The 18,012-nt window shown below is 74.2% G+C and carries 17 protein-coding genes, 3 tRNA genes and 1 pseudogene; 8 read left to right on the forward strand and 13 right to left on the reverse strand.

The window, feature by feature from the left end; all coding sequences use genetic code 11:
* Positions 1–2: 2 nt before the first annotated feature.
* The 4 genes from ACFT41_RS05585 to ACFT41_RS05600 all read right to left on the reverse strand — a co-directional run bounded on the left by ACFT41_RS05585 (position 3) and on the right by ACFT41_RS05600 (position 1,480).
* Positions 3–75 (reverse strand) — tRNA-Glu (locus tag ACFT41_RS05585).
* 198 nt (positions 76–273) lie between these two features.
* A tRNA-Glu gene (locus tag ACFT41_RS05590) sits at positions 274–346 on the reverse strand.
* A 132-nt stretch (positions 347–478) separates the two neighbouring features.
* Positions 479–550, reverse strand: a tRNA-Gln gene (locus ACFT41_RS05595).
* Positions 551–676: 126 nt separating this feature from the next.
* Complete coding sequence (locus ACFT41_RS05600; RefSeq protein ID WP_377588561.1) at positions 677–1,480, reverse strand: fumarylacetoacetate hydrolase family protein; 804 nt, start codon at positions 1,478–1,480, stop codon at positions 677–679.
* A gap of 168 nt (positions 1,481–1,648) precedes the next feature.
* Between ACFT41_RS05600 and ACFT41_RS05605 the strand changes: the two genes are divergently transcribed.
* The 3 genes from ACFT41_RS05605 (at position 1,649) to ACFT41_RS05615 (ending at position 4,768) form a co-directional block, all read left to right on the forward strand.
* On the forward strand, positions 1,649–3,049 hold the full coding sequence (locus ACFT41_RS05605) for a hypothetical protein (protein WP_377588560.1): 1,401 nt from the start codon (positions 1,649–1,651) through the stop codon (positions 3,047–3,049).
* Between the two features lie 46 nt (positions 3,050–3,095).
* Positions 3,096–3,968 (forward strand): 3-methyladenine DNA glycosylase, encoded by an 873-nt coding sequence (locus ACFT41_RS05610; RefSeq protein WP_377588559.1) that lies wholly within the window; start codon positions 3,096–3,098, stop codon positions 3,966–3,968.
* 86 nt (positions 3,969–4,054) lie between these two features.
* Positions 4,055–4,768: a hypothetical protein gene (locus ACFT41_RS05615; protein WP_377588558.1), complete on the forward strand. Its 714-nt coding sequence runs from the start codon at positions 4,055–4,057 to the stop codon at positions 4,766–4,768.
* A 228-nt stretch (positions 4,769–4,996) separates the two neighbouring features.
* On the opposite strand, the gene ACFT41_RS05620 is transcribed toward ACFT41_RS05615, so the two are convergent.
* From ACFT41_RS05620 to ACFT41_RS05655, 8 genes are all read right to left on the reverse strand, one after another.
* Entirely contained in the window at positions 4,997–6,112 is a 1,116-nt protein-coding gene (locus tag ACFT41_RS05620; RefSeq protein ID WP_377588557.1) for a cellulose binding domain-containing protein, read from the reverse strand.
* 125 nt (positions 6,113–6,237) lie between these two features.
* On the reverse strand, positions 6,238–6,816 hold the full coding sequence (locus ACFT41_RS05625; RefSeq protein WP_377588556.1) for a GNAT family N-acetyltransferase: 579 nt from the start codon (positions 6,814–6,816) through the stop codon (positions 6,238–6,240).
* Between the two features lie 71 nt (positions 6,817–6,887).
* Positions 6,888–7,313 carry an alternative ribosome rescue aminoacyl-tRNA hydrolase ArfB gene (gene arfB, locus ACFT41_RS05630; protein WP_377588555.1) on the reverse strand — a complete coding sequence of 142 codons (426 nt, stop codon included), beginning with the start codon at positions 7,311–7,313 and terminating at the stop codon, positions 6,888–6,890.
* A 125-nt stretch (positions 7,314–7,438) separates the two neighbouring features.
* Positions 7,439–8,302: a S1C family serine protease gene (locus ACFT41_RS05635; protein WP_377588554.1), complete on the reverse strand. Its 864-nt coding sequence runs from the start codon at positions 8,300–8,302 to the stop codon at positions 7,439–7,441.
* 71 nt (positions 8,303–8,373) lie between these two features.
* Positions 8,374–9,333 (reverse strand): VWA domain-containing protein, encoded by a 960-nt coding sequence (locus ACFT41_RS05640; RefSeq protein WP_377588553.1) that lies wholly within the window; start codon positions 9,331–9,333, stop codon positions 8,374–8,376.
* On the reverse strand, positions 9,330–10,337 hold the full coding sequence (locus tag ACFT41_RS05645; protein WP_377588564.1) for a DUF58 domain-containing protein: 1,008 nt from the start codon (positions 10,335–10,337) through the stop codon (positions 9,330–9,332). The genes ACFT41_RS05640 and ACFT41_RS05645 overlap by 4 nt, the downstream gene beginning before the upstream one ends.
* Before the next feature lie 83 nt (positions 10,338–10,420).
* Positions 10,421–11,470 (reverse strand): AAA family ATPase, encoded by a 1,050-nt coding sequence (locus ACFT41_RS05650; RefSeq protein WP_377588552.1) that lies wholly within the window; start codon positions 11,468–11,470, stop codon positions 10,421–10,423.
* Between the two features lie 167 nt (positions 11,471–11,637).
* Entirely contained in the window at positions 11,638–12,171 is a 534-nt protein-coding gene (locus ACFT41_RS05655) for a hypothetical protein (protein WP_377588551.1), read from the reverse strand.
* Between the two features lie 399 nt (positions 12,172–12,570).
* Between ACFT41_RS05655 and ACFT41_RS05660 the strand changes: the two are divergent.
* A pseudogene (locus ACFT41_RS05660) lies at positions 12,571–13,517 on the forward strand (endonuclease/exonuclease/phosphatase family protein).
* Positions 13,518–13,525: 8 nt separating this feature from the next.
* Here ACFT41_RS05660 and cimA read toward each other — a convergent pair.
* Positions 13,526–15,109 (reverse strand): citramalate synthase, encoded by a 1,584-nt coding sequence (cimA, locus tag ACFT41_RS05665; RefSeq protein ID WP_377588550.1) that lies wholly within the window; start codon positions 15,107–15,109, stop codon positions 13,526–13,528.
* A gap of 370 nt (positions 15,110–15,479) precedes the next feature.
* On the opposite strand from cimA, the gene ACFT41_RS05670 reads away from it, so the two are divergent.
* The 4 genes from ACFT41_RS05670 to ACFT41_RS05685 all read left to right on the forward strand — a co-directional run bounded on the left by ACFT41_RS05670 (position 15,480) and on the right by ACFT41_RS05685 (position 17,999).
* Positions 15,480–16,040, forward strand: a complete 561-nt coding sequence (locus tag ACFT41_RS05670; protein ID WP_377588549.1) for a peroxiredoxin — start codon at positions 15,480–15,482, stop codon at positions 16,038–16,040.
* Between the two features lie 2 nt (positions 16,041–16,042).
* Positions 16,043–16,573: a carboxymuconolactone decarboxylase family protein gene (locus tag ACFT41_RS05675; RefSeq protein ID WP_377588548.1), complete on the forward strand. Its 531-nt coding sequence runs from the start codon at positions 16,043–16,045 to the stop codon at positions 16,571–16,573.
* Between the two features lie 143 nt (positions 16,574–16,716).
* Positions 16,717–17,175, forward strand: coding sequence for a PRC-barrel domain containing protein (locus ACFT41_RS05680; protein WP_377588547.1), 459 nt, complete (start codon positions 16,717–16,719; stop codon positions 17,173–17,175).
* A gap of 83 nt (positions 17,176–17,258) precedes the next feature.
* Positions 17,259–17,999, forward strand: coding sequence for a tyrosine-protein phosphatase (locus ACFT41_RS05685; RefSeq protein ID WP_377588546.1), 741 nt, complete (start codon positions 17,259–17,261; stop codon positions 17,997–17,999).
* Positions 18,000–18,012: the final 13 nt, after the last annotated feature.

Below are 18,012 nucleotides of genomic sequence, written 5' to 3' on the forward strand. Positions count from 1 at the left end.
CGTAGCCCCGACCGGATTCGAACCGGCGCTACCGCCTTGAGAGGGCGGCGTCCTGGGCCACTAGACGACGGGGCCAGAACTTTCCTGCTTCACCGCCCGACTGGACGATGCCGCTGTAGTCTAGCGACGGGCCCCGGGCCACCGCGCAGGGGGTGGACTCTCGCGTCACGGCACAACGGCACCGGCGGCGCAACGGCAACGGCCTCCCGGGAGAACCTGACCCGGACGCCAAACAGCCCGCCTCACCGCAGTGAGACGGGCTGGACGGAACTGTAGCCCCGACCGGATTCGAACCGGCGCTACCGCCTTGAGAGGGCGGCGTCCTGGGCCACTAGACGACGGGGCCAGAACTTTCCTGCTTCACCGCCCTACCGGGCGGCGCCGCTGAACTTTACCAGAGATCATTCTGGCCCGCTCGCGCGGGCCGGAGCGCCCTCCGACTTGATCCAGCGACCGACATTCTCGCGAACACCGGTTGCTGGGGTACCAGGACTCGAACCTAGACTAACTGAACCAGAATCAGTTGGGCTGCCAATTACCCCATACCCCATAGGCACCGCGCGGTGCCGTTCGGCACCTTGCGGCACCGGAGAGAAACTTTACCCTCCCGCCCCCCACAGGCCAAATCGGGGGCCCGAAACCGCATCTGGCCTGCGGCTTCGGGTTTCCCGACGACTCAGGTGACCGGGACGACCGGGTTGCTCAGCTCCCCGATCCCCTCGATACGCACAGTCACCGTATCCCCCTCCGTGAGCGGGCTAACCCCCGCCGGAGTGCCCGTGAGCACCACGTCCCCGGGGAGCAGCGTCATCACGTGCGAGACGTACGACACCAGGGCCGGCACGTCAAAGAGCATGTCCCGGGTACGGCCGAGCTGCCGTACCTCCATCTCCTCCGGATTGCGGCCGACCTCGCACCGGATCTCCAGGTCGGTCACGTCGAGCCCGGTGGTGATCCACGGTCCGATGGGACAGAACGAGTCGAAGCCCTTGGCCCGGGTCCACTGCCCGTCGGAACGCTGCAGGTCCCGCGCGGTGACGTCGTTTGCGCAGGTGTAGCCGAAGATGGCCCGCTCGGCGGCGGCCCGGTCGGCCCGGCGGGCCCCCGGCGCGCCGATCACCACGGCCAGCTCGGCCTCGTGCTCGACCTGCTTGGAGAAGATCGGCAGCCGGATGGCGTCCCGTGGCCCGATCACTGAGGTGGACGGCTTGAGGAACAGCAGCGGCTCCCTGGGCACCTCGCTGCCGTGCTCGGCGGCGTGCTCGGCGTAGTTGCGCCCGACGCAGACCACCTTGCTGGGCAGGATCGGGGAGAGCAGCCGGACGTCGGAGAGCGCCCATCGGGCACCGCTGAACTGGATCTGGCCGAACGGGTGGCCCTCGATCTCGGCGATGGTCAGGCCCTCCGGACCCGCCCCCGGTTCGCCCTCGACGACCCCGAACGACATTCCCTTGGCATGAGCGAAACGAGCGATACGCACCAGGCCAATCTAGCCCCGCCCGCGCGGGCCGACGCGGGCACCGGCCGACGACCCCGGTGCGCGGCGCGCCAGCGTACGCCGTGCGCCGCCGTCGGGGGCGGGGTTCGCCGCTTCGTACCCGCACGGCGGGTCGCCGCCCCTAGCGTCGGCTACCGGAGGTTCGTTCGCATGCCTGCATCGAGACGACACCACAGGGCCCTCGCAGTGTTCGTACACTGCCTCGGCATTCTCGCCGCCGTGCCGGCGCTGCCCACGGTCGCGCCGCAGCCGGCGGCTCCGGCGGCACCCCGGGAGGCGTTGCGCCCGGCGGCGGTCACCGTGCCGCCGACGCCGACCTCGACGCCGACGCCGACGGGCACCGCGGCGACGCCCGCGGCCCCCGCGCCGCCGCCGCTGGTCTCCCCGTCCGTGATCGTGCCGACGGGGGGCGGGCCGCGCCCGGTGACGGTGGAGGTCACGCCGGCCGGCACGCCGACCCCGGGCTACCAGGTCCAGGTGCGCAACGCCGGCAGCCTGCCCGTGGCCACCACCGTACGTCAGGAACTGCCGGCCGGGACGTCGGCGACCTGGGTCACGCCCGGTGGACGGACCACCCGCTCGGCCACCGCCACCGAGGTGACCTGGCAGCTGCGGCTCCCGGCGCGCAGCACCACGACCCTGCACACGGCGCTCACCACCGCCGCACCGGGCCGCGCCCTGTCCGCGCCGGCCTGTGCCTTCGCCGCCGGCGGCGACCGGCCGTACGACTGCGCGACCGCGACCTGGGATCACGCCACGGTCCCGGCGGCCCAGGCCACCGACGCGCCGCCCTGGCGACGGCCCGCGGCGCTGCTCGCCGCGCTGGCCGGGGTGCTCCTGCTCACGGTCGGCGGACTCTGGTGGTGGCAGCGGCACCGCCGCGCCCGGGCCACGGCCGGGTCCACCGGCGCGGGGACCGTCTTCGCCGGCACGGGCGCGGGATTCGCCGGGTCGGGCGGGCCGGCGGCACCCGGCCCGGCCGGCGGGCAGCCCCGGCCGGTCGCGCCCGTCGCCGTGGCCCGCCGCCGCGGGCCCCCGGCGTGGCTGGTGGTGGGGGCGGCCGTCGCGGTCCTGGCCGGCGTGGTCCTCGCCGCGACGGTGACGGCCACCCGGCGGGTCGCCGCGATCGACACGACCAAGCAGCCGAGCAACGGCGCCTGGGTGGGCACGAGCACCACGGGCGCGGTCGGCGTGCCGCTGCGGGAGCAGGCGCTGGAGTTCACCGTCTACCGGGTCGCCTGCCCGGCGACGCCATCCGCCGCCGGGCGGCAGTGCCAGGCCACGGTCGGGGTGCGCAACCTCACCCCGGAGCAGCAGACCTGGCACGGCCAGATGCAGCGGGCGTACCTGCCGGGCGGCACCTGGGTCAGCACCGACGAGGCCGCCACCCGGCTGGCCAACCAGGGGCGGGACGTCTTCGGTCAGCCCCTCGCCGCGGGCAGCCGGCTGGTGCTGCCGTTGGTGTTCACGGTCGACGGCGCGGACCGACCGAAGCAGCTGGAGCTGCGCAGCGGCGTGTTCTCCGCCGGGGTCCGGGTCGACGTGCCCTGACGCGGGGCCGCCGGGGGCAGCCGGGCGGCGGTCGTACGCTGGTCGGGTGACCGCCGCCCTCGCTCCCGCCGCGCCGCTCGACCTGGCCGACTGGCAGGCGCGGCGGCGGGCCCACGAGGAGCGGGTCGACGCGTGGCTGGCCCCGCACCTGGCCCGCCGCCGCGCCGGGCGCCGGCACCCCGTGGAGGACTTCCTCTTCACCTACTACTCGCACCGTCCCGCCCAGCTGCGCCGCTGGCACCCGGGCGCGGGGGTGGTGCTGCGCGGCGCGGACCCGGCCGAGTTCGGCCGGGACTACCGCGCCACCGCCGCCGGGCTCACCCTCGACACCGGTTCGGTACGCGCCCGGCGGGCCGAGTCGGTCGGCTGGATCCGTGCCCTGCTCGCGGCGACGGCGGGCCGGCCGGCGCACCTGGGCTGCTTCGGGATGCACGAGTGGGCGATGGTCTACCGGCAGACCCAGGAGGAGGTACGCCACAACGCCTGGCCGCTGCGGCTGAGCCCGGCGCGCACCGCCGAGGTCGTCGAGGAGCGGGGCGTGCGGTGCAGCCACTTCGACGCGTACCGCTTCTTCACCGCGCCGGCCCGGCCGCTGAACGTGCTCGCCCCGACCAGGGAGCGCCAGCACGAGCTGGAGCAGCCGGGCTGCCTGCACGCCAACATGGACCTGTACAAGTGGGCGTACAAGCTCTCCCCGCTGGTGCCGAGCGAGCTGGTGGCGGACGCGTTCGCGCTGGCCCGCGAGATCCGCGCGCTGGACATGCGGGCCAGCCCGTACGATCTCGCCGCGCTCGGGTACCCGCCGGTGCGGGTGGAGACGCCGGAGGGGCGGGCCGAGTACGCCGCCGCCCAGCGGGGCTTCGCCGAGCGGGCCGCCGGCCTGCGGGCCCGGCTGCTCGCGGCGCTGGGCACCGCCTGACCGTCCCCATTTCGCACCTTTCATCACCTTTCATGCTTGTCGTTCGTTGGCTCCCTGTACGCGCGAGACCGAGGAACGGGAGCACCATGACCAGACGATCACTCGCCGGACGGGCGCGGGGCCTGATCCGACGCGCCGCGCCCGGCATTCCGCGCTCCCGGCGGGAGGCACAGACGTCGCTGGAGGCCCTCGCCACCCTGCGCGGGCAGGGCTGGCACCGGTCGGTGGGCGCGGCCCCCGTCGACGGCCGAGGCGAGCCGCTGCCCTGGCTCAGCTACGCCGCCGTGCGGTGGCTGGACGAGGTGCTGCACCCCGGGGTGCGGGTGTTCGAGTACGGCTCGGGGTCCTCGACGTCCTGGTTCGCCCGGCCCGGCCGGGTCGGCGAGATCGTCTCCGTCGAGCACGACGCCGCCTGGTTCGCCCAGCTCCCCCAGCCGGCCAACGGGGAGATCCGGCACGTGCCCTGTGCCGACGGCTGGTGGGACGGCTCGGCCGACTCCCCGTACGTGGCGGCGATCGCCGACGGGGCCCCCTGGGACGTGGTGGTGATCGACGGCGCCTCCCGCACCGTCTGCGCCCGGGTGGCGCCGAAGCACCTCGCCCCGTCCGGCCTGGTGGTCCTCGACGACACGGACCTGCCGACGACCGACCCGGCGGCGGCGGAGCTGGCCGCCCACGGCCTCGGCCGGCTCGACCTGTGGGGCTTCAAGCCCGGTGTCCAGCGGATGACCTGCACCTCGGTCTTCAGCTGGGACTTCAACCACTGGCTGTTGCCGGGGCGGACCCACCTCACCCGGTGACGCCGGGCCGCTGACCGGGCGCCACCGGTCCACACGGCCCCCGCTGCCCGCCCCGCCCCATCCCCTCCTACCCCACCCCCTCCCACTCTTTCTCCGCCCTTTGCTCTGCACCCACAGACGCAGCGGTCACCAAGAGTGACTGTTGCGCATTGGGGTGCAGAGCAAAGAGGCGGAAACGAAGGGTGGGCAGCGGCACGCCGGTCACCGCGAGTGCGCGACCGACCCGCCTCAGGGAGTGACGCAGCTCGCCTGCGGCACCGGGTTGGTGGACCCTGAGCTGCCGAGGAACCCGAAGGTGGCCTCGGCACCGGGGGCGAGAGCGCCGTTCCAGCTCACGTTCCGCGCGCTGACCGTGGACTCACTCTGCGTGACCTCGGCGTTCCACGCCTGGGTGATCCGCTGGCCGGCGGCGTAGGTGAACCGGACGGTCCAGCCGCCCAGCGCGGCGGTGCCCGTGTTGCGGACGGTCACCTCGCCCTGGAAACCGCCCTGCCACTGCCCCACGATCCGGTAGGCGGCCGTGCAGCCGCCGCCGGGGGTCGAGGTCGGGGTGACCGGCGGCGACAGCGTAGGCGTCGGTGTGACGGGCGGGGTGGGCGTCGGCGTGGCCGTCGGGGTGGCGCCGGTCAGCGCGGCGACCACCGCCGGATACCAGCGGTCCGACATCTTCTGGTCACCCGCGGCGTTCGGGTGCACCCCGTCGTAGGTGTCGGCGGCAGTGCTGAAGCCCGTCCACTGGTCGACGACCACGATCGGGGACTGCGCCGTGGTCTTCCCCGCCGCCCAGCCGTCGATCGCGCTGTTGAGCGCCACCACCCGCTGCCCGCACTCGGCGCAGGTGGCGGGGGCCATCGGGATGATCTTCGCGACGATAACCCGCATCGCCGGGTTGCTGGCCCGCATCTGGTCGACCAGCTTGGAGTACGCGGCCAGGATGGTCGCCGGCGCGATGTTGCTCCACACGTCGTTGGTGCCGAAGTGCATGAGCACGACGTCCGGGTCGGTGGCGGAGAGCCAGCCCGGCAGCAGGTTCTGGTTGGCGACGTTCGTCACCAGGTACCCGCCGTGGCCCTCGTTGTCGCCGTCGTACGGCTGGCCGCAGCCCTGCGGGCCGAGGGTGCCGACGAAGTCGACGTTCGTGTGGCCGGTGGACTGGAGGCGGTTCCAGAGGATGGAGCGCCAGCAGCCGGGCGAGCCGGTGATCGAGTCGCCGAGCGGCATGATGCGCACCGGCTCGGCGGCGGCCGGCAGGGCGGGCGGCGCGGCGACGAGCCCGAGCAGCAGCGTCAGCGGCACGGCCGCCAGGGCGGCGAGAACGGCGGAGAGGAACGGCTTTCGGAGCATGGTGGAGGGACTCCTGTCACGTGACGTCGTACGCGGTCGGTGACGGCCCTGTTGCTCCCGGATCCATTCCAGCAGACCCCGGTGTTCGGCTCAACCTCCTCCCGCATAACACCCCCGCCGGCGCGTCACGGGTGGCCGCGGTGCGCCGCCCACTCGGGGGCGAGGATCGACATGACCGTGGCGTCGATCCAGTCGTCGCCGTCGCGCAGGACCTGGCGCAGCACCCCCTCGGCGACGAAGCCGACCTTCTCGTACGCCCGGCGGGCCCGGGGGTTGAAGGCGAACACCTCCAACGAGACGCGGTGCAGGCCGAGCCGCTCGAAGCCGTACCCGACGATCAGCCGGACCGCCTCCGTGCCCAGCCCCCGGTCGCGGCCGTGCGCGGCGAGCAGGGTGCGGAAGTTGCAGCTGCAGTTCGGCTCGTCCCACTGGTTGAGGACGACCTCCCCGACGCACCCGCCGGTGGCGCGGTCGACCACGGCGAGGTCGAGCCGGTCGGTCTGCACGTTGCGGCTGCCGTACCACTCGCGCAGCCGCTGCTCGTCGGGCTCTGCGGGCGGGCTGCCGGTCAGCCGGCACACCTCGGGGTCGGCCACGGCGGCGCGGAAGGTCGCCACGTCGTCGGCGACGAACGGGCGCAGGAGGACACGTTCCCCGGTGAGGGTCGGTTTGACGGAGAGGTCGGGCGTCGGTGCGGTGCTCATGACCGGGCAGGCTACGGGGCGCCGGCCGCGCACCACCCGCCATTTCGCCCCGGCCCCACCGCGCGGCGCGGTCAGTCGCCGTCGACGCGGCGGTCGCGCTTGCGCTGCGCCTGGCGCTTCTTGTCGGCGAGGCGGCGTTCCTTCGCGCCCCGCGACGGACGGGTCGGGCGGCGCGGCGGGGGCGGCGCGGCGACCGCCTCGCGCAGCAGGGCCGCCATCCGCTCCCGGGCCGCCTCCCGGTTGGCGAGCTGGGCCCGGTGCTCGCTGGCGGAGATGGTGAGCACCCCGTCGACGAGCCGGCCGGCCAGGCGGTCCAGGGCCCGGGCGCGCAGCGGATCGGGCAGGCTCGGCGAGCCGGCGACGTCGAAGCTCAGCTCCACCCGCGAGTCGGTGGTGTTGACGCCCTGCCCACCCGGGCCCGACGAGCGGGAGAACCGCTCCCGCAGCTCGGCGGCCGGCACGATCAGCCGGTCGGTCACCCGCAGTCCGTCGTCCACGCCAGAAGGCTAGCGCCCCACCCGGGCACCGTGGGTGGCCGTGGGGCGCCGAGGGGCCCGGCGCCGGCCCGGATCAGCCCGAAGGCGACTCTTCCGTTCCGCCCGGCATCGCGGCCCAGCCCAGGTCAGCCGCCCTTTCCGATGATCGCGTCGGCGCTCTGCTGCACCTGCTCGATCGGGATGGCGAAGCCGATGCCGATCGAGCCGTTGCCGTCGATGGTGGCGATGGCGGTGTTCACGCCGACCACCTCACCTCGGGCGTTGACCAGCGGGCCGCCGGAGTTGCCCGGATTGATGGACGCGTCGGTCTGCACGGCGCGGTGCCGGTTCGCGCCGAGGCGTACCTGACGGTCGAGCGCGCTGACGATACCCGCAGTGACGGTCCCGGCCAGCCCGAGCGGGGAGCCGACCGCCAGCACCGGCTCGCCGACCCGGGTGGTGCCCGGCTTGGCCAGCGGCAGCGGGGCCAGGCCGGCATCCGGCGGCACCCGGAGCACGGCCAGGTCGCTGCCCGGTTCCCGGCCGACCACCTCGGCGGCGAACCGCCGGCCGTCCGGCAGCTCCACCGTCACCGCTGCGCCACCGCCCTTGGCGAGGATGTGGTCGTTGGTGATCAGGTGCTGCTGGTCGTCGATGGCGAACCCGGAGCCGGTCGCCGAGCCTCCGGTGGCGCCACCGACCAGCACCGACACCACCCCCGGCACGGTCCGCTCGGCGGCGGTCACCAGCTCCGCCGGCACCGGCGCGGCCGACGCCGCCTCCGGACCCGGTGCGCCGTCCGAGTCGGCGACCCAGGCGCCGGCCGCCGCCCCGGACAGGGCGGACAGCGCCACCACCCCGGCGGCGGCCAGCAACCGGCCCTGCCAGCTCCGCCGCCGGTCGGCCCCGCCCCCACCGGGTACGTCCCGACGGCCACTCCCGTCGGGGTCGAGCTCGGGCGAGACGAACCACGGCCCGCGCGGCTCGCCCAGTCCGGTCTGTACTGCCATCCGCTGCTCCTCACGTCCAGGTCACTCCGGGAGGTCCGGCCGGCTCAGGCCGGCCGGTCAGGCCGCCGTCTTCAGGGCAGCCGGGAGAACCACCGCATCGATCCCGCCGCGGCACCCATGGCCAGCACCAGTCCGAGCCCGATGAACCGGGCGGAGACGTCCTGCCGCTGGGTGCGGTAGCCGACGGAGGTGCCGATGTCCTCGTACACCGCCCGCAGCTCCTCGCGGCTGGTCGCCTCGTGGAAGCCGCCGCCGGTGGAGTCGGCGACCGCCCTCAGGGTCTGCCCGTCCACCGGCACCTGGATGGGCCGGCCGCCACGGTCGACGAACCCGGACGGGGTGCCGAACGAGATGGTGTGCACCGGCACCTTGGCGTCGACGGCCTCGGCCGCGGCCTCCATCGGGTCCATGCCGGAGGTGTTCGCGCCGTCGGAGAGCAGGATGATCCGGGCTGGCGGCAGGTCCTTCGCGGCCTGGCTGTCCAGCCCCTTCACCGCGCCGAGGGAGGTGTTGATCGCCTCCCCGATGGCGGTGCCCTGCACGCCGGTGCTGCCCTCGGCGAGGCGTTCGATGCCGTCGTGCAGGGCCTCCCGGTCGGTGCCGGGCGGCACCATCACGGCGGCGCTGCCGGCGAACGCGACCAGCCCGACGTTGAACTCGTCGGGCAGGCCGTCGACGAAGCGCCGGGCCGCGTCCTTGGCGGCGCTGAGCCGGTCCGGTTCCACGTCGGAGGCGAGCATCGAGGTGGACACGTCGACCGCCACCATCACGGTGGCGCGTTCCCGGGGCACCCGGACCTCGGCGCTGGGCCGGGCGAAGCCCACCACCAGCAGCGCCAGCATGGCCAGGAACAGGCCCGCCGGCACGTGCCGCCGCCACGCCGGGCGGTGCGGGGCCACCCGGTCGAGCAGCCGCAGGTTGGTGAAGCGGACCGCGTACCGGCTGTGGCGGCGCTGGGCGAGCAGGTAGCCGACGGCGAGCGCGGCGACCCCGAGCAGCAGCCAGAGCCGCAGGGGCGACTGCCAGGTCACGCGGCACCTCCCGACAGCGCGCCGGGGCGGGGCGTCGGGCCGTGGCCGCCGCTGGCCGCCGGGGCCAGGGCGAGCCGGCGCTGGGCGTGCACGTGCCGGACGATGTCGGCGCACCAGTCCCGGTCGGTGCGCAGCGGCAGGTGGGCCGCCCCGCACCGGCGCAGCACCTGGCGGACCTGGTCGCGCTGGGCGAGGGCCGCCTCGGCGTACCGCTCGCGCAGCCGGCGGTCGCCCGTGCAGACCTCCCTGCGCCGGCCGGTCTCCGGGTCGACCAGGGTGATCAGGCCGACGTCCGGCAGTTCCAGCTCGCGCGGGTCGGTCACCTCCACGGCGAGCACCTGGTGCCGGACGGCGAGGCGGCGCAGCGCCGCCTCCCAGGGCGGCGGGTCGGCCGGGTCGTCCGGCAGCCCGTCGAGGAGGTCGGAGACCACCACGACCAGGCCGCGCCGGGTGGCGACCCGCCCCACGGCGGCCAGCCCATCGGCCAGCCCCGGCGCGGCGGACGGGTCGGTCCCGGCGGCGCGGGGCGCGGCCAGCAGGGTCCGGAGCAGCCCGAGCAGATGGGTACGCCCGCCCCGGGCGGGGAACCGGCGCAGCCCGTGCGGGCCGAGCAGCTGCGCGCCGAGCCGGTTGCCGGAGCCCGCCGTGAGAAAGCCGACCGCCGCCACGGCGGCCACCGCCAGCTCGCGCTTGTCCAGCTCGGCGGTGCCGAACTCCATGCTGGGGCTGGCGTCGACCAGCAGCCAGGTGGTCAGCTCCCGGTCGGCGTCGACCTCGCGGACGTGCGGGACGGCGGTCCGGGCGGTGACCGCCCAGTCCATCCGGCGTACCTCGTCCTCGCCGGGCCGGTACTCACGGCTGCCGGCGACCTCGCTGCCGGGGCCGGGCAGCAGGCCCCGGTGCTCGCCGTGCAACAGCCCGTCGAGGCGACGGGTGACGGTCAGCTCCAGCCGGCGCAGCCGCCGGTCCGGCGCGAGGTCGGCCAGGGTCGGATCGGGCGGCACCGACCCGGCGCCCCCGGCGGCCCGCGCTCCCCCGATGGCCCGCGCGCCCCCGGCGGCGCCGGCGAACGGGGCGGCCGGGCCCCTCACGCCGCCGCCAGGTCGGTGGCGTACCCGGTGTGGTGGGCGGCGATCCGGGGCGGGGGCACGGCCTCGATCAGCCGGCGGACCACCACCTCGGCGCCGACCCCGTCGGCGACCGCGTCGAAGGTGAGCACCAGCCGGTGGGCCAGGACGGCCACCGCCAGCTCCCGGACGTCCTCGGGCAGCACGTGGTCGCGGCCCCGCAGCAGCGCCTGGGCCCGGGCGGCGGCGACCAGGCCGAGGGTGGCCCGGGGGCTCGCCCCGTACGCCAGCAGCGGCGCGATCTCGGGCAGCCCGAACCGGCCCGGGTCCCGGGTGGCCAGGATGAGCCGGACGACGTACTCGGCGACGGCGTGGTGCACGAAGACGTCGCCGGCCCGCCGCTGGAGCGCCCGCAGCCGGTCGGGGTCGAGGACCCGGCGCGGGGTGGGCCGGTCGGTGCTCATCCGGTAGAGGATGGCCAGTTCGTCGGCGTCCCCGGGGTAGTCGACGACGATCTTCATGAGGAACCGGTCCCGCTGCGCCTCGGGGAGCTGGTAGACCCCCTCCGACTCGATCGGGTTCTGGGTGGCCAGCACGAGGAACGGCGCGGGGACGGGCCAGGTGCGCCCGCCGATGGAGACCTGCCGCTCGGCCATCGCCTCCAGCAGCGCGGACTGCACCTTCGCCGGGGCCCGGTTGATCTCGTCGGCGAGCACGAGGTTGGCCATGATCGGGCCGAGTTCGACGTCGAAGTTCTCCTTCGACGCCCGGTAGATGCGGGTGCCGACGATGTCGGAGGGGACCAGGTCCGGAGTGAACTGGATCCGGGAGAAAGTCCCGCCGACCACGGTGGCGAGGGTCTGGGCGGCGAGGGTCTTCGCCACGCCGGGGACCCCCTCCAGCAGGCAGTGGCCGCCGGCGACGAGGGCGGTGAGCAGGCGCTCGACGAGCCGATCCTGCCCGACGATCACGCGTTTGACCTCGAAGAGGGTCTGTTCCAGCTCGACGCCGCTCGGATCGGGATCGACCGCGGTGGGCAGGCTGGCCAGGGTGTCCGAGATGTCCGTCACGGTGCTTGCTTCCCGTGCCGGTGCCGGGGCAAACGTCGGAATCCCAGCCCCTTACCGGCCCGAACCGGGACGAGAGGTGTCAACCCTCCCGAAGACCGCAGCGGTCGCGGACGGCACGGGGGTGCCGGCCCCGTCGCCGGGACCGGCACCCCCGTCTCGCGTACGGGTCAGGGAGTGAACACGGCCAGGTGGAACGGCCGGTCCGCCGGTGCGCCCGTGGAGTCGTACGTCTGCACGAAGACCCCGTTCGGCGTTCCCAGCCGCGGCGCGACCGAGATCTCGCCGGCCGGCGGGATGCAGCAGGAGTCCGTGGTGCCGATGGTCGCCACGAAGGCGGCGCTGGTCAGGCTGCGGTTGAAGATGACCTGGTACTGGCCGGGGCCGTACTTGGTCGCGGAGACGGCGTCCCGCCAGCGGAGCAGGGTGCCGGTGCTGCTGACGACGGCGAACGACGTCGAGCCGTTGACGTAGGAGGGGCTCACCCCCTTCTTCAGCGCCGCCTTGGCCGCCGCCGCCTCGGCCGGCGTCACCTGCGGCTGGCCGGACGACGGCGCGGTGTTGCGATCGCCCGGCTGGCCCGTCTGGGCCGCGGGCTTGACCGCCGTGGTGGTCTGGGCGGCGGCGATCCCGCCGCCGGCCAGCGTCAGCACCAGCGCGCTGAACGTGACCGCGACCGCCCTACGGGAAATGAATCTTGCCATGACAGGTCCCCCTTTTGTTGACCGTGTCGACACGACCGACTCGCGAAACAACGAGCCGGTTTTATCCGAGCCTGCCAGCACCGCGAAATGTCGCCGCAGCGACCACCCTAGAGCGGGCCAGAGGAGCACTCACACCCACCTTGAGCAGCTATTACTACCGTCCGAATCGGGGCTGGAACCAGGTGGAAAGTAGCACCGGCGAAAGCGCTGGGTCAATGGCAGGAGGCGGCGTTTCAGATTGCTTCAGCCCGCCCCGTAAATTGCGAAACATGAACGCTCGACAATTCATGATGCCGGCTGGCCGGGCGCCGGCGGCGGCGCCGGTCGAGTGGTGCCGCTACGGTGTCGACCGTGCTCACCTACGACGACGCCCGCGCCGCCGCCGGTCATGCCGCCCGGATCCGGACCTGGCTGTGCTGGCTCGCCGTGGCCCCCGGACTGGTGTGGGCGGCGGTGCGCCTGCCCGGCCTGGAACGGGGGCCCGCGGTGCAGGCGGTCGCCTTCACCCCGTACGTCGCGGCCTGGACGCCCGTGCCGCTGCTGCTCGCGCTCGCCCTGCGACGCCGCCGGCCCGCGGTGGTCGCGGCCCTGGTCGCGGTGACGCTGCTCGCCGTCGTCGCACCCCGGGTGGTGGCCTCGGCGCAGCCGCCGGCCGGTGGGCCGGCGCTTCGGGTGCTCACCGCCAACCTGCTGGCCGGTGCCGCCGACGCCGGCACCGTGGTCGGCCTGGTGCGCGACCACCGGGTCGACGTGCTGGCCGTGCAGGAGTTCACCCCGGGCGCGGCGGCCGAGCTGGACCGGCTCGGCCTGGCCACCCTGCTGCCGCACCGGCAGCTCAACCCGCAGGTCGGCACCGTCGGCTCGGGGCTCTACGCCCGGTTCCCGATCGCCGGGGGCGGCGTCCGGCACCATCGCGGCGGCTGGGGCTTCACCCAGGCGTACGGGACGATCACCCCGCCCGGCGGGCCACCGGTACGGGTCGAGTCGGTCCACCCGGCGGCCCCGCACGCGGTCGACCAGGTCGGGTTCTGGCGCACCGACCTGGCGGCGCAGCCGCCGGCCACCCCCGGCGCGGAGCTGTCGATCCTCGCCGGGGACTTCAACGCCACCCTCGACCACGCCCCACTGCGCGACCTGCTGGCCACGGGATACGTCGACGCGGCCGACGCCACCGGCACCGGGCTCGTCGGCACCGGGGCCCGTACGACGGCGACCCGATCCCGCCGGTGACGATCGACCACGTGCTGGTGGACCGGCGGATCGCCGTCCGGTCCGTGTCGGTGCGCGCGGTGCCGGGCAGCGACCACCGCGCGGTCCTCGCCGAGCTGCGCCTACCCGCCGCCTGAGCCCCTCCTTACACGCGGGCGCGGTCCAGGCCGTAGGTGAGGGCGTCGACGAGGGCGTGCCAGGACGCCTCGACGACGTTGGGGTGCACGCCGACGGTGGTCCAGTCACGGCCCGCCCCGTCGGCGGTCTCCACCAGCACCCGGGTCACCGCGCCGGTGCCGTGGCTGCCCTCCAGGATGCGCACCTTGTAGTCGGCCAGCTCGAAGTCGCGCAGCTCCGGGTAGTGCCGGGACAGGCCGACCCGCAGCGCCTCGTCGAGGGCGTTGACCGGGCCGTTGCCCTCGGCCGTGGCGATCAGCCGCTCGCCGCGTACCCGGATCTTGACGGTGGCCTCGGAGACCACCGCGCCGTCCTCCCGGTGCTCGACCAGCACCCGGTACGACTCCAGGGCGAACGGCCGGGCCGGGGCGGCGTCGGGCAGCTCCGAGCGGACCAGCAGCTCGAACGAGGCGTCGGCGGCCTCGAAGGACCAGCCGCCGGCCTCCAGCTCCTTGACCCGCCTGGTCACCCGGGACAGGGTCTCCGGATGGCCGGCCAGGTCCAGGCCCAGCTCGCGGCTCTTGAGCTCGACGCTGGCCCGGCCGGCCATCTCGGTGATCAGGATCCGCATGTCGTTCCCCACCACGGCGGGGTCCACGTGGTTGTAGAGCAGCGGATCCACCTTGATCGCGCTCGCGTGCAGCCCCGCCTTGTGGGCGAAGGCGGCGGCCCCGGCGTACGCCTGGTGGGTGTCGGGGGCGATGTTGGCGATCTCGGCGATGGCGTGGGAGACCCGCACCATCTGCTCCAGGCAGCCCTCCGGTAGGACCGGCAGCCCGAGCTTGAGCTGGAGGTTGGCGACGACGGCGAAGATGTCGGCGTTGCCGGGGCGCTCGCCGTAGCCGTTGGCGGTGCCCTGCACGTGCCGGACCCCGGCCTCGACGGCGGCGATGGTGTTGGCCACCGCGCAGGAGGTGTCGTTCTGGGCGTGCATGCCCAGGCGGGCGGGGTCCACCCCGGTGCGGGCGACCAGATCGGCGATCGCGGCGGTGACGCGGGAGGGCAGCATGCCGCCGTTGGTGTCGCAGAGCACCATCACCTCGGCGCCGGCGGCCAGCGCGGTCTGCACCACCTCCGCGCCGTACGCGGGGTCGTGCCGGTAGCCGTCGAAGAAGTGTTCGCCGTCGACGAAGACCCGCCGCCCCTCGGCGACGAGATGGCGCACCGTGTCCCGGATCATCGCCAGGTTCTCCTGCGCGGTGGTGCGCAGCGCCCGCTCGACGTGCCTCAGGTCGGCTTTGGCGACCAGCGCGACGGCCGGGGTCTGCGCGTCGAGCAGCGCCCGCACCTGCGGGTCGTCGGCGACGGCGACGCCGGCCTTGCGGGTGGCCCCGAACGCCACGAGCAGGGCGTGTTTCAGGTCGAGTTCGGTGCGGGCTCGGCGGAAGAACTCGGTGTCCTTGGGCACCGCGCCCGGCCAGCCGCCCTCGATGAAGCCCACGCCGAACTCGTCGAGCAGCCGGGCCACCGCGAGCTTGTCGACCACCGAGTAGGTGAGCCCCTCGCGCTGGGCGCCGTCGCGCAGCGTCGTGTCGTACACCTGGAACGTCATGGGGAGTCCTTTCGGGCGCGGGCGGGACGGGTGGGGTGGCGGAGGGGGACCAACAAAAAGACCCCCCGCGGATGCGGGAGGTCTGCGCGCTCGGCGGTTCGGGGCCGGGCGCGCTAGTTGCCGATAATGACGACGGTGCTGGTCACGGTCGCCACTCTGCCACCCGCACCCGGGTTCCGGGAGGCAAAATCCACATGGCGGGACGGTCACGGAGGGTGGCATACCGCACGGCGGGTCGCACGCGGGTCAGAACTCGCCATCGGTGATCGACTTCACAAGTCATCCGGCCGCTATCGAGCCGAAACACCGCTGCGGCAGTATCTGGAACCGATCCAGTTACCGGCCCCGTGCCGCTATCAAGGAGGACCCCGTGCTCACTGTCGGTGACCGCTTTCCCGAATACGAACTCACCGCCTGCGTCTCCCTGGACGCCGACCGGGCGTTCGAGTCGATCAACCACAAGTCGTACAAGGGCAAGTGGCGGGTGGTCTTCTTCTGGCCGAAGGACTTCACCTTCATCTGTCCGACGGAGATCGCCGAGTTCGGCCGGCTCAACGGCGAGTTCGCCGACCGGGACGCCCAGGTGCTCGGCGTCTCGGTGGACAACGAGTTCGTCCACTACGCCTGGCGCAAGGACCACCCCGACCTGCGCGAGCTGCCGTTCCCGATGCTCAGCGACATCAAGCGCGAGCTGACCGCCGCCTGCGGCGTGCTCGGCGCCGACGGCGTGGCCCAGCGGGCCACCTTCGTCGTCGACCCGGACAACGAGATCCAGTTCGCCATGGTGACCGCCGGCTCCGTCGGCCGCAACGTCTCCGAGGTGCTGCGCGTGCTCGACGCCCTGCAGACCGACGAGCTGTGCCCGTGCAACTGGAAGTCCGGCGGCGCGACCCTCGACGCCACCAAGCTGCTCGCGGGCGCCGGGGCCTGACGATGGGCCTCGACGCGGTCAAGGTGGCCCTGCCCGAGTACGCCAGGGACATCAAGCTCAACCTGGGCTCCACCGTCGGCACCTCCACCCTCAAGCCGGAGCAGGCGTGGGGCACCGCGCTGGCCTGCGCCGTGGCCGCGCGTAACCCGGTCGTGCTGCGGGAGATCGCCGCCGAGGCTGCCACCCACCTCACCCCCGAGGCGGTCGAGGCGGCCAAGGGCGCCGCGACGATCATGGCGATGAACAACGTCTACTACCGGGCCAAGCACCTCATCGGCGACGAGCACTACGCGTCGATGCCGGCCCGGCTGCGGATGCAGATCATCGCGCGGCCGGGCGTCGAGAAGGGCGACTTCGAGCTGTGGTGCCTCGCCGTCTCGGCGATCACCGGCTGCGGCGTCTGCCTGGAGTCGCACGAGAAGACCCTGCGGGCCACCGGGTTCACCCGGGAGCAGGTGCACGAGGGGCTGCGCATCGCCGCCGTCGTGCACGCCGCCGCCGTGGCCCTCGACGCGCAGGCCGCGCTCGCCTGAGCCGTACGACCGGGACATCCGCCGGCGCCGCGCACCCCGCAGCGCCGGCGGATGTCCGCGTGTAGGCGGCCCGGGCCCTGGGTAGGTGCTTCCTCGGAGACGACCCCTCCGAAACGACCATGACGGTCGGGGCAGGAGCACCCATGGACAGGCTCGACCCGCACGCCGCCACCGGCACGCCCGACCCGATGCGCCACGGCGACCAGGGCGCGATCGCCGGCGGTGCCCCCGCCGGGGCGTTCGACCCGTGGAGCTACCGCGACCGGCCCTCGGTCGCCGACGCCGACCTCGTCGGCTATCACGTCGAGGCCACCGACGGCGGCATCGGCAGGATCGACAGCGCGAGCCACGAGGTCGGCGGCAGCTACCTGGTGGTCGACACCGGACCCTGGATCTTCGGCAAGAAGGTCATGCTCCCCGCCGGCACGGTCAACCACGTCGACCACGACGCCCGCACGGTGCACGTCGACCGGGAGCGCGACCAGATCAAGGCCGCCCCCGAGTACGACGAGGGCAGCCACAGCGACCCGACGTTCCGGGACCGGCTCGGCGGTTACTACGACGAGAGCTACGGCAACCTGCCCCCGGGCACCGCGCGCTGAGCCACTGCGCATCGTCCGCGCCGAGCCGCCTCTCACCGTGACGGCCGGTGGGGCCGCGTCCCACCGACCGTTACCGTGTCAGGGTGGACACGACCGAGGACAAGCGCAGGATCCCCTTCTCCGCCCTGTTCAACTTCCGCGACGTCGGCGGCTACCCGGCCGGCGACGGACGCGCGGTGCGCTGGGGCCGGCTCTACCGCTCCGACTCCCCGCACCGCATCGACGGCCCCGACCGGGACGCGTTCGTCGCCCTCGGCGTGCGCACCGTGATCGACCTGCGCCGCCCCGCCGAGGTGACCCGGGACGGCCGGGTGCCGGAGCTGGCCGGGCTCACCTACCGGCACATCCACCCCGAGCACGCCGCGTGGGCGGAGGCCCAGTACGAGCCCGGCTCCAGCCTCGCCCGCTTCCTCGCCGACCGGTACGCCGACCTCGCCGGCACCGGCGCGGCGGGGCTCGCCGAGGCGGTGGGGCTGATCGCCGACAGCGCTTCGGCACCGGTCGTCGTGCGCTGCGTGGCCGGCAAGGACCGCACCGGCATCGTCTGCGCGCTGACCCTGTCGGCGCTGGGCGTGAGCGACGCCGACATCGCCGCCGACTACGCGTTGAGCACCGAGGCGTCGCAGCGGTTCAGCGCCTGGGTGGCCGCCACCATGCCGGAGGCCCGGGAGCTGCCGGCACCCTATCTGGCCTCGCCCGCCGAGGCGATGACGCTGTTCCTGACCGAGCTGCGGGAGGGGCACGGCTCGGTGGAGGGATACCTGCGGCACGCCGGCGTCACCGATGTCCAGCTCGCCGCACTGCGTGACCACCTGCTGGACTGAGCCGCCCCGCCCC

The sequence above is a fragment of the Micromonospora sp. NPDC057141 genome, assembly GCF_042670805.1.
GTDB lineage: Bacteria > Actinomycetota > Actinomycetes > Mycobacteriales > Micromonosporaceae > Micromonospora.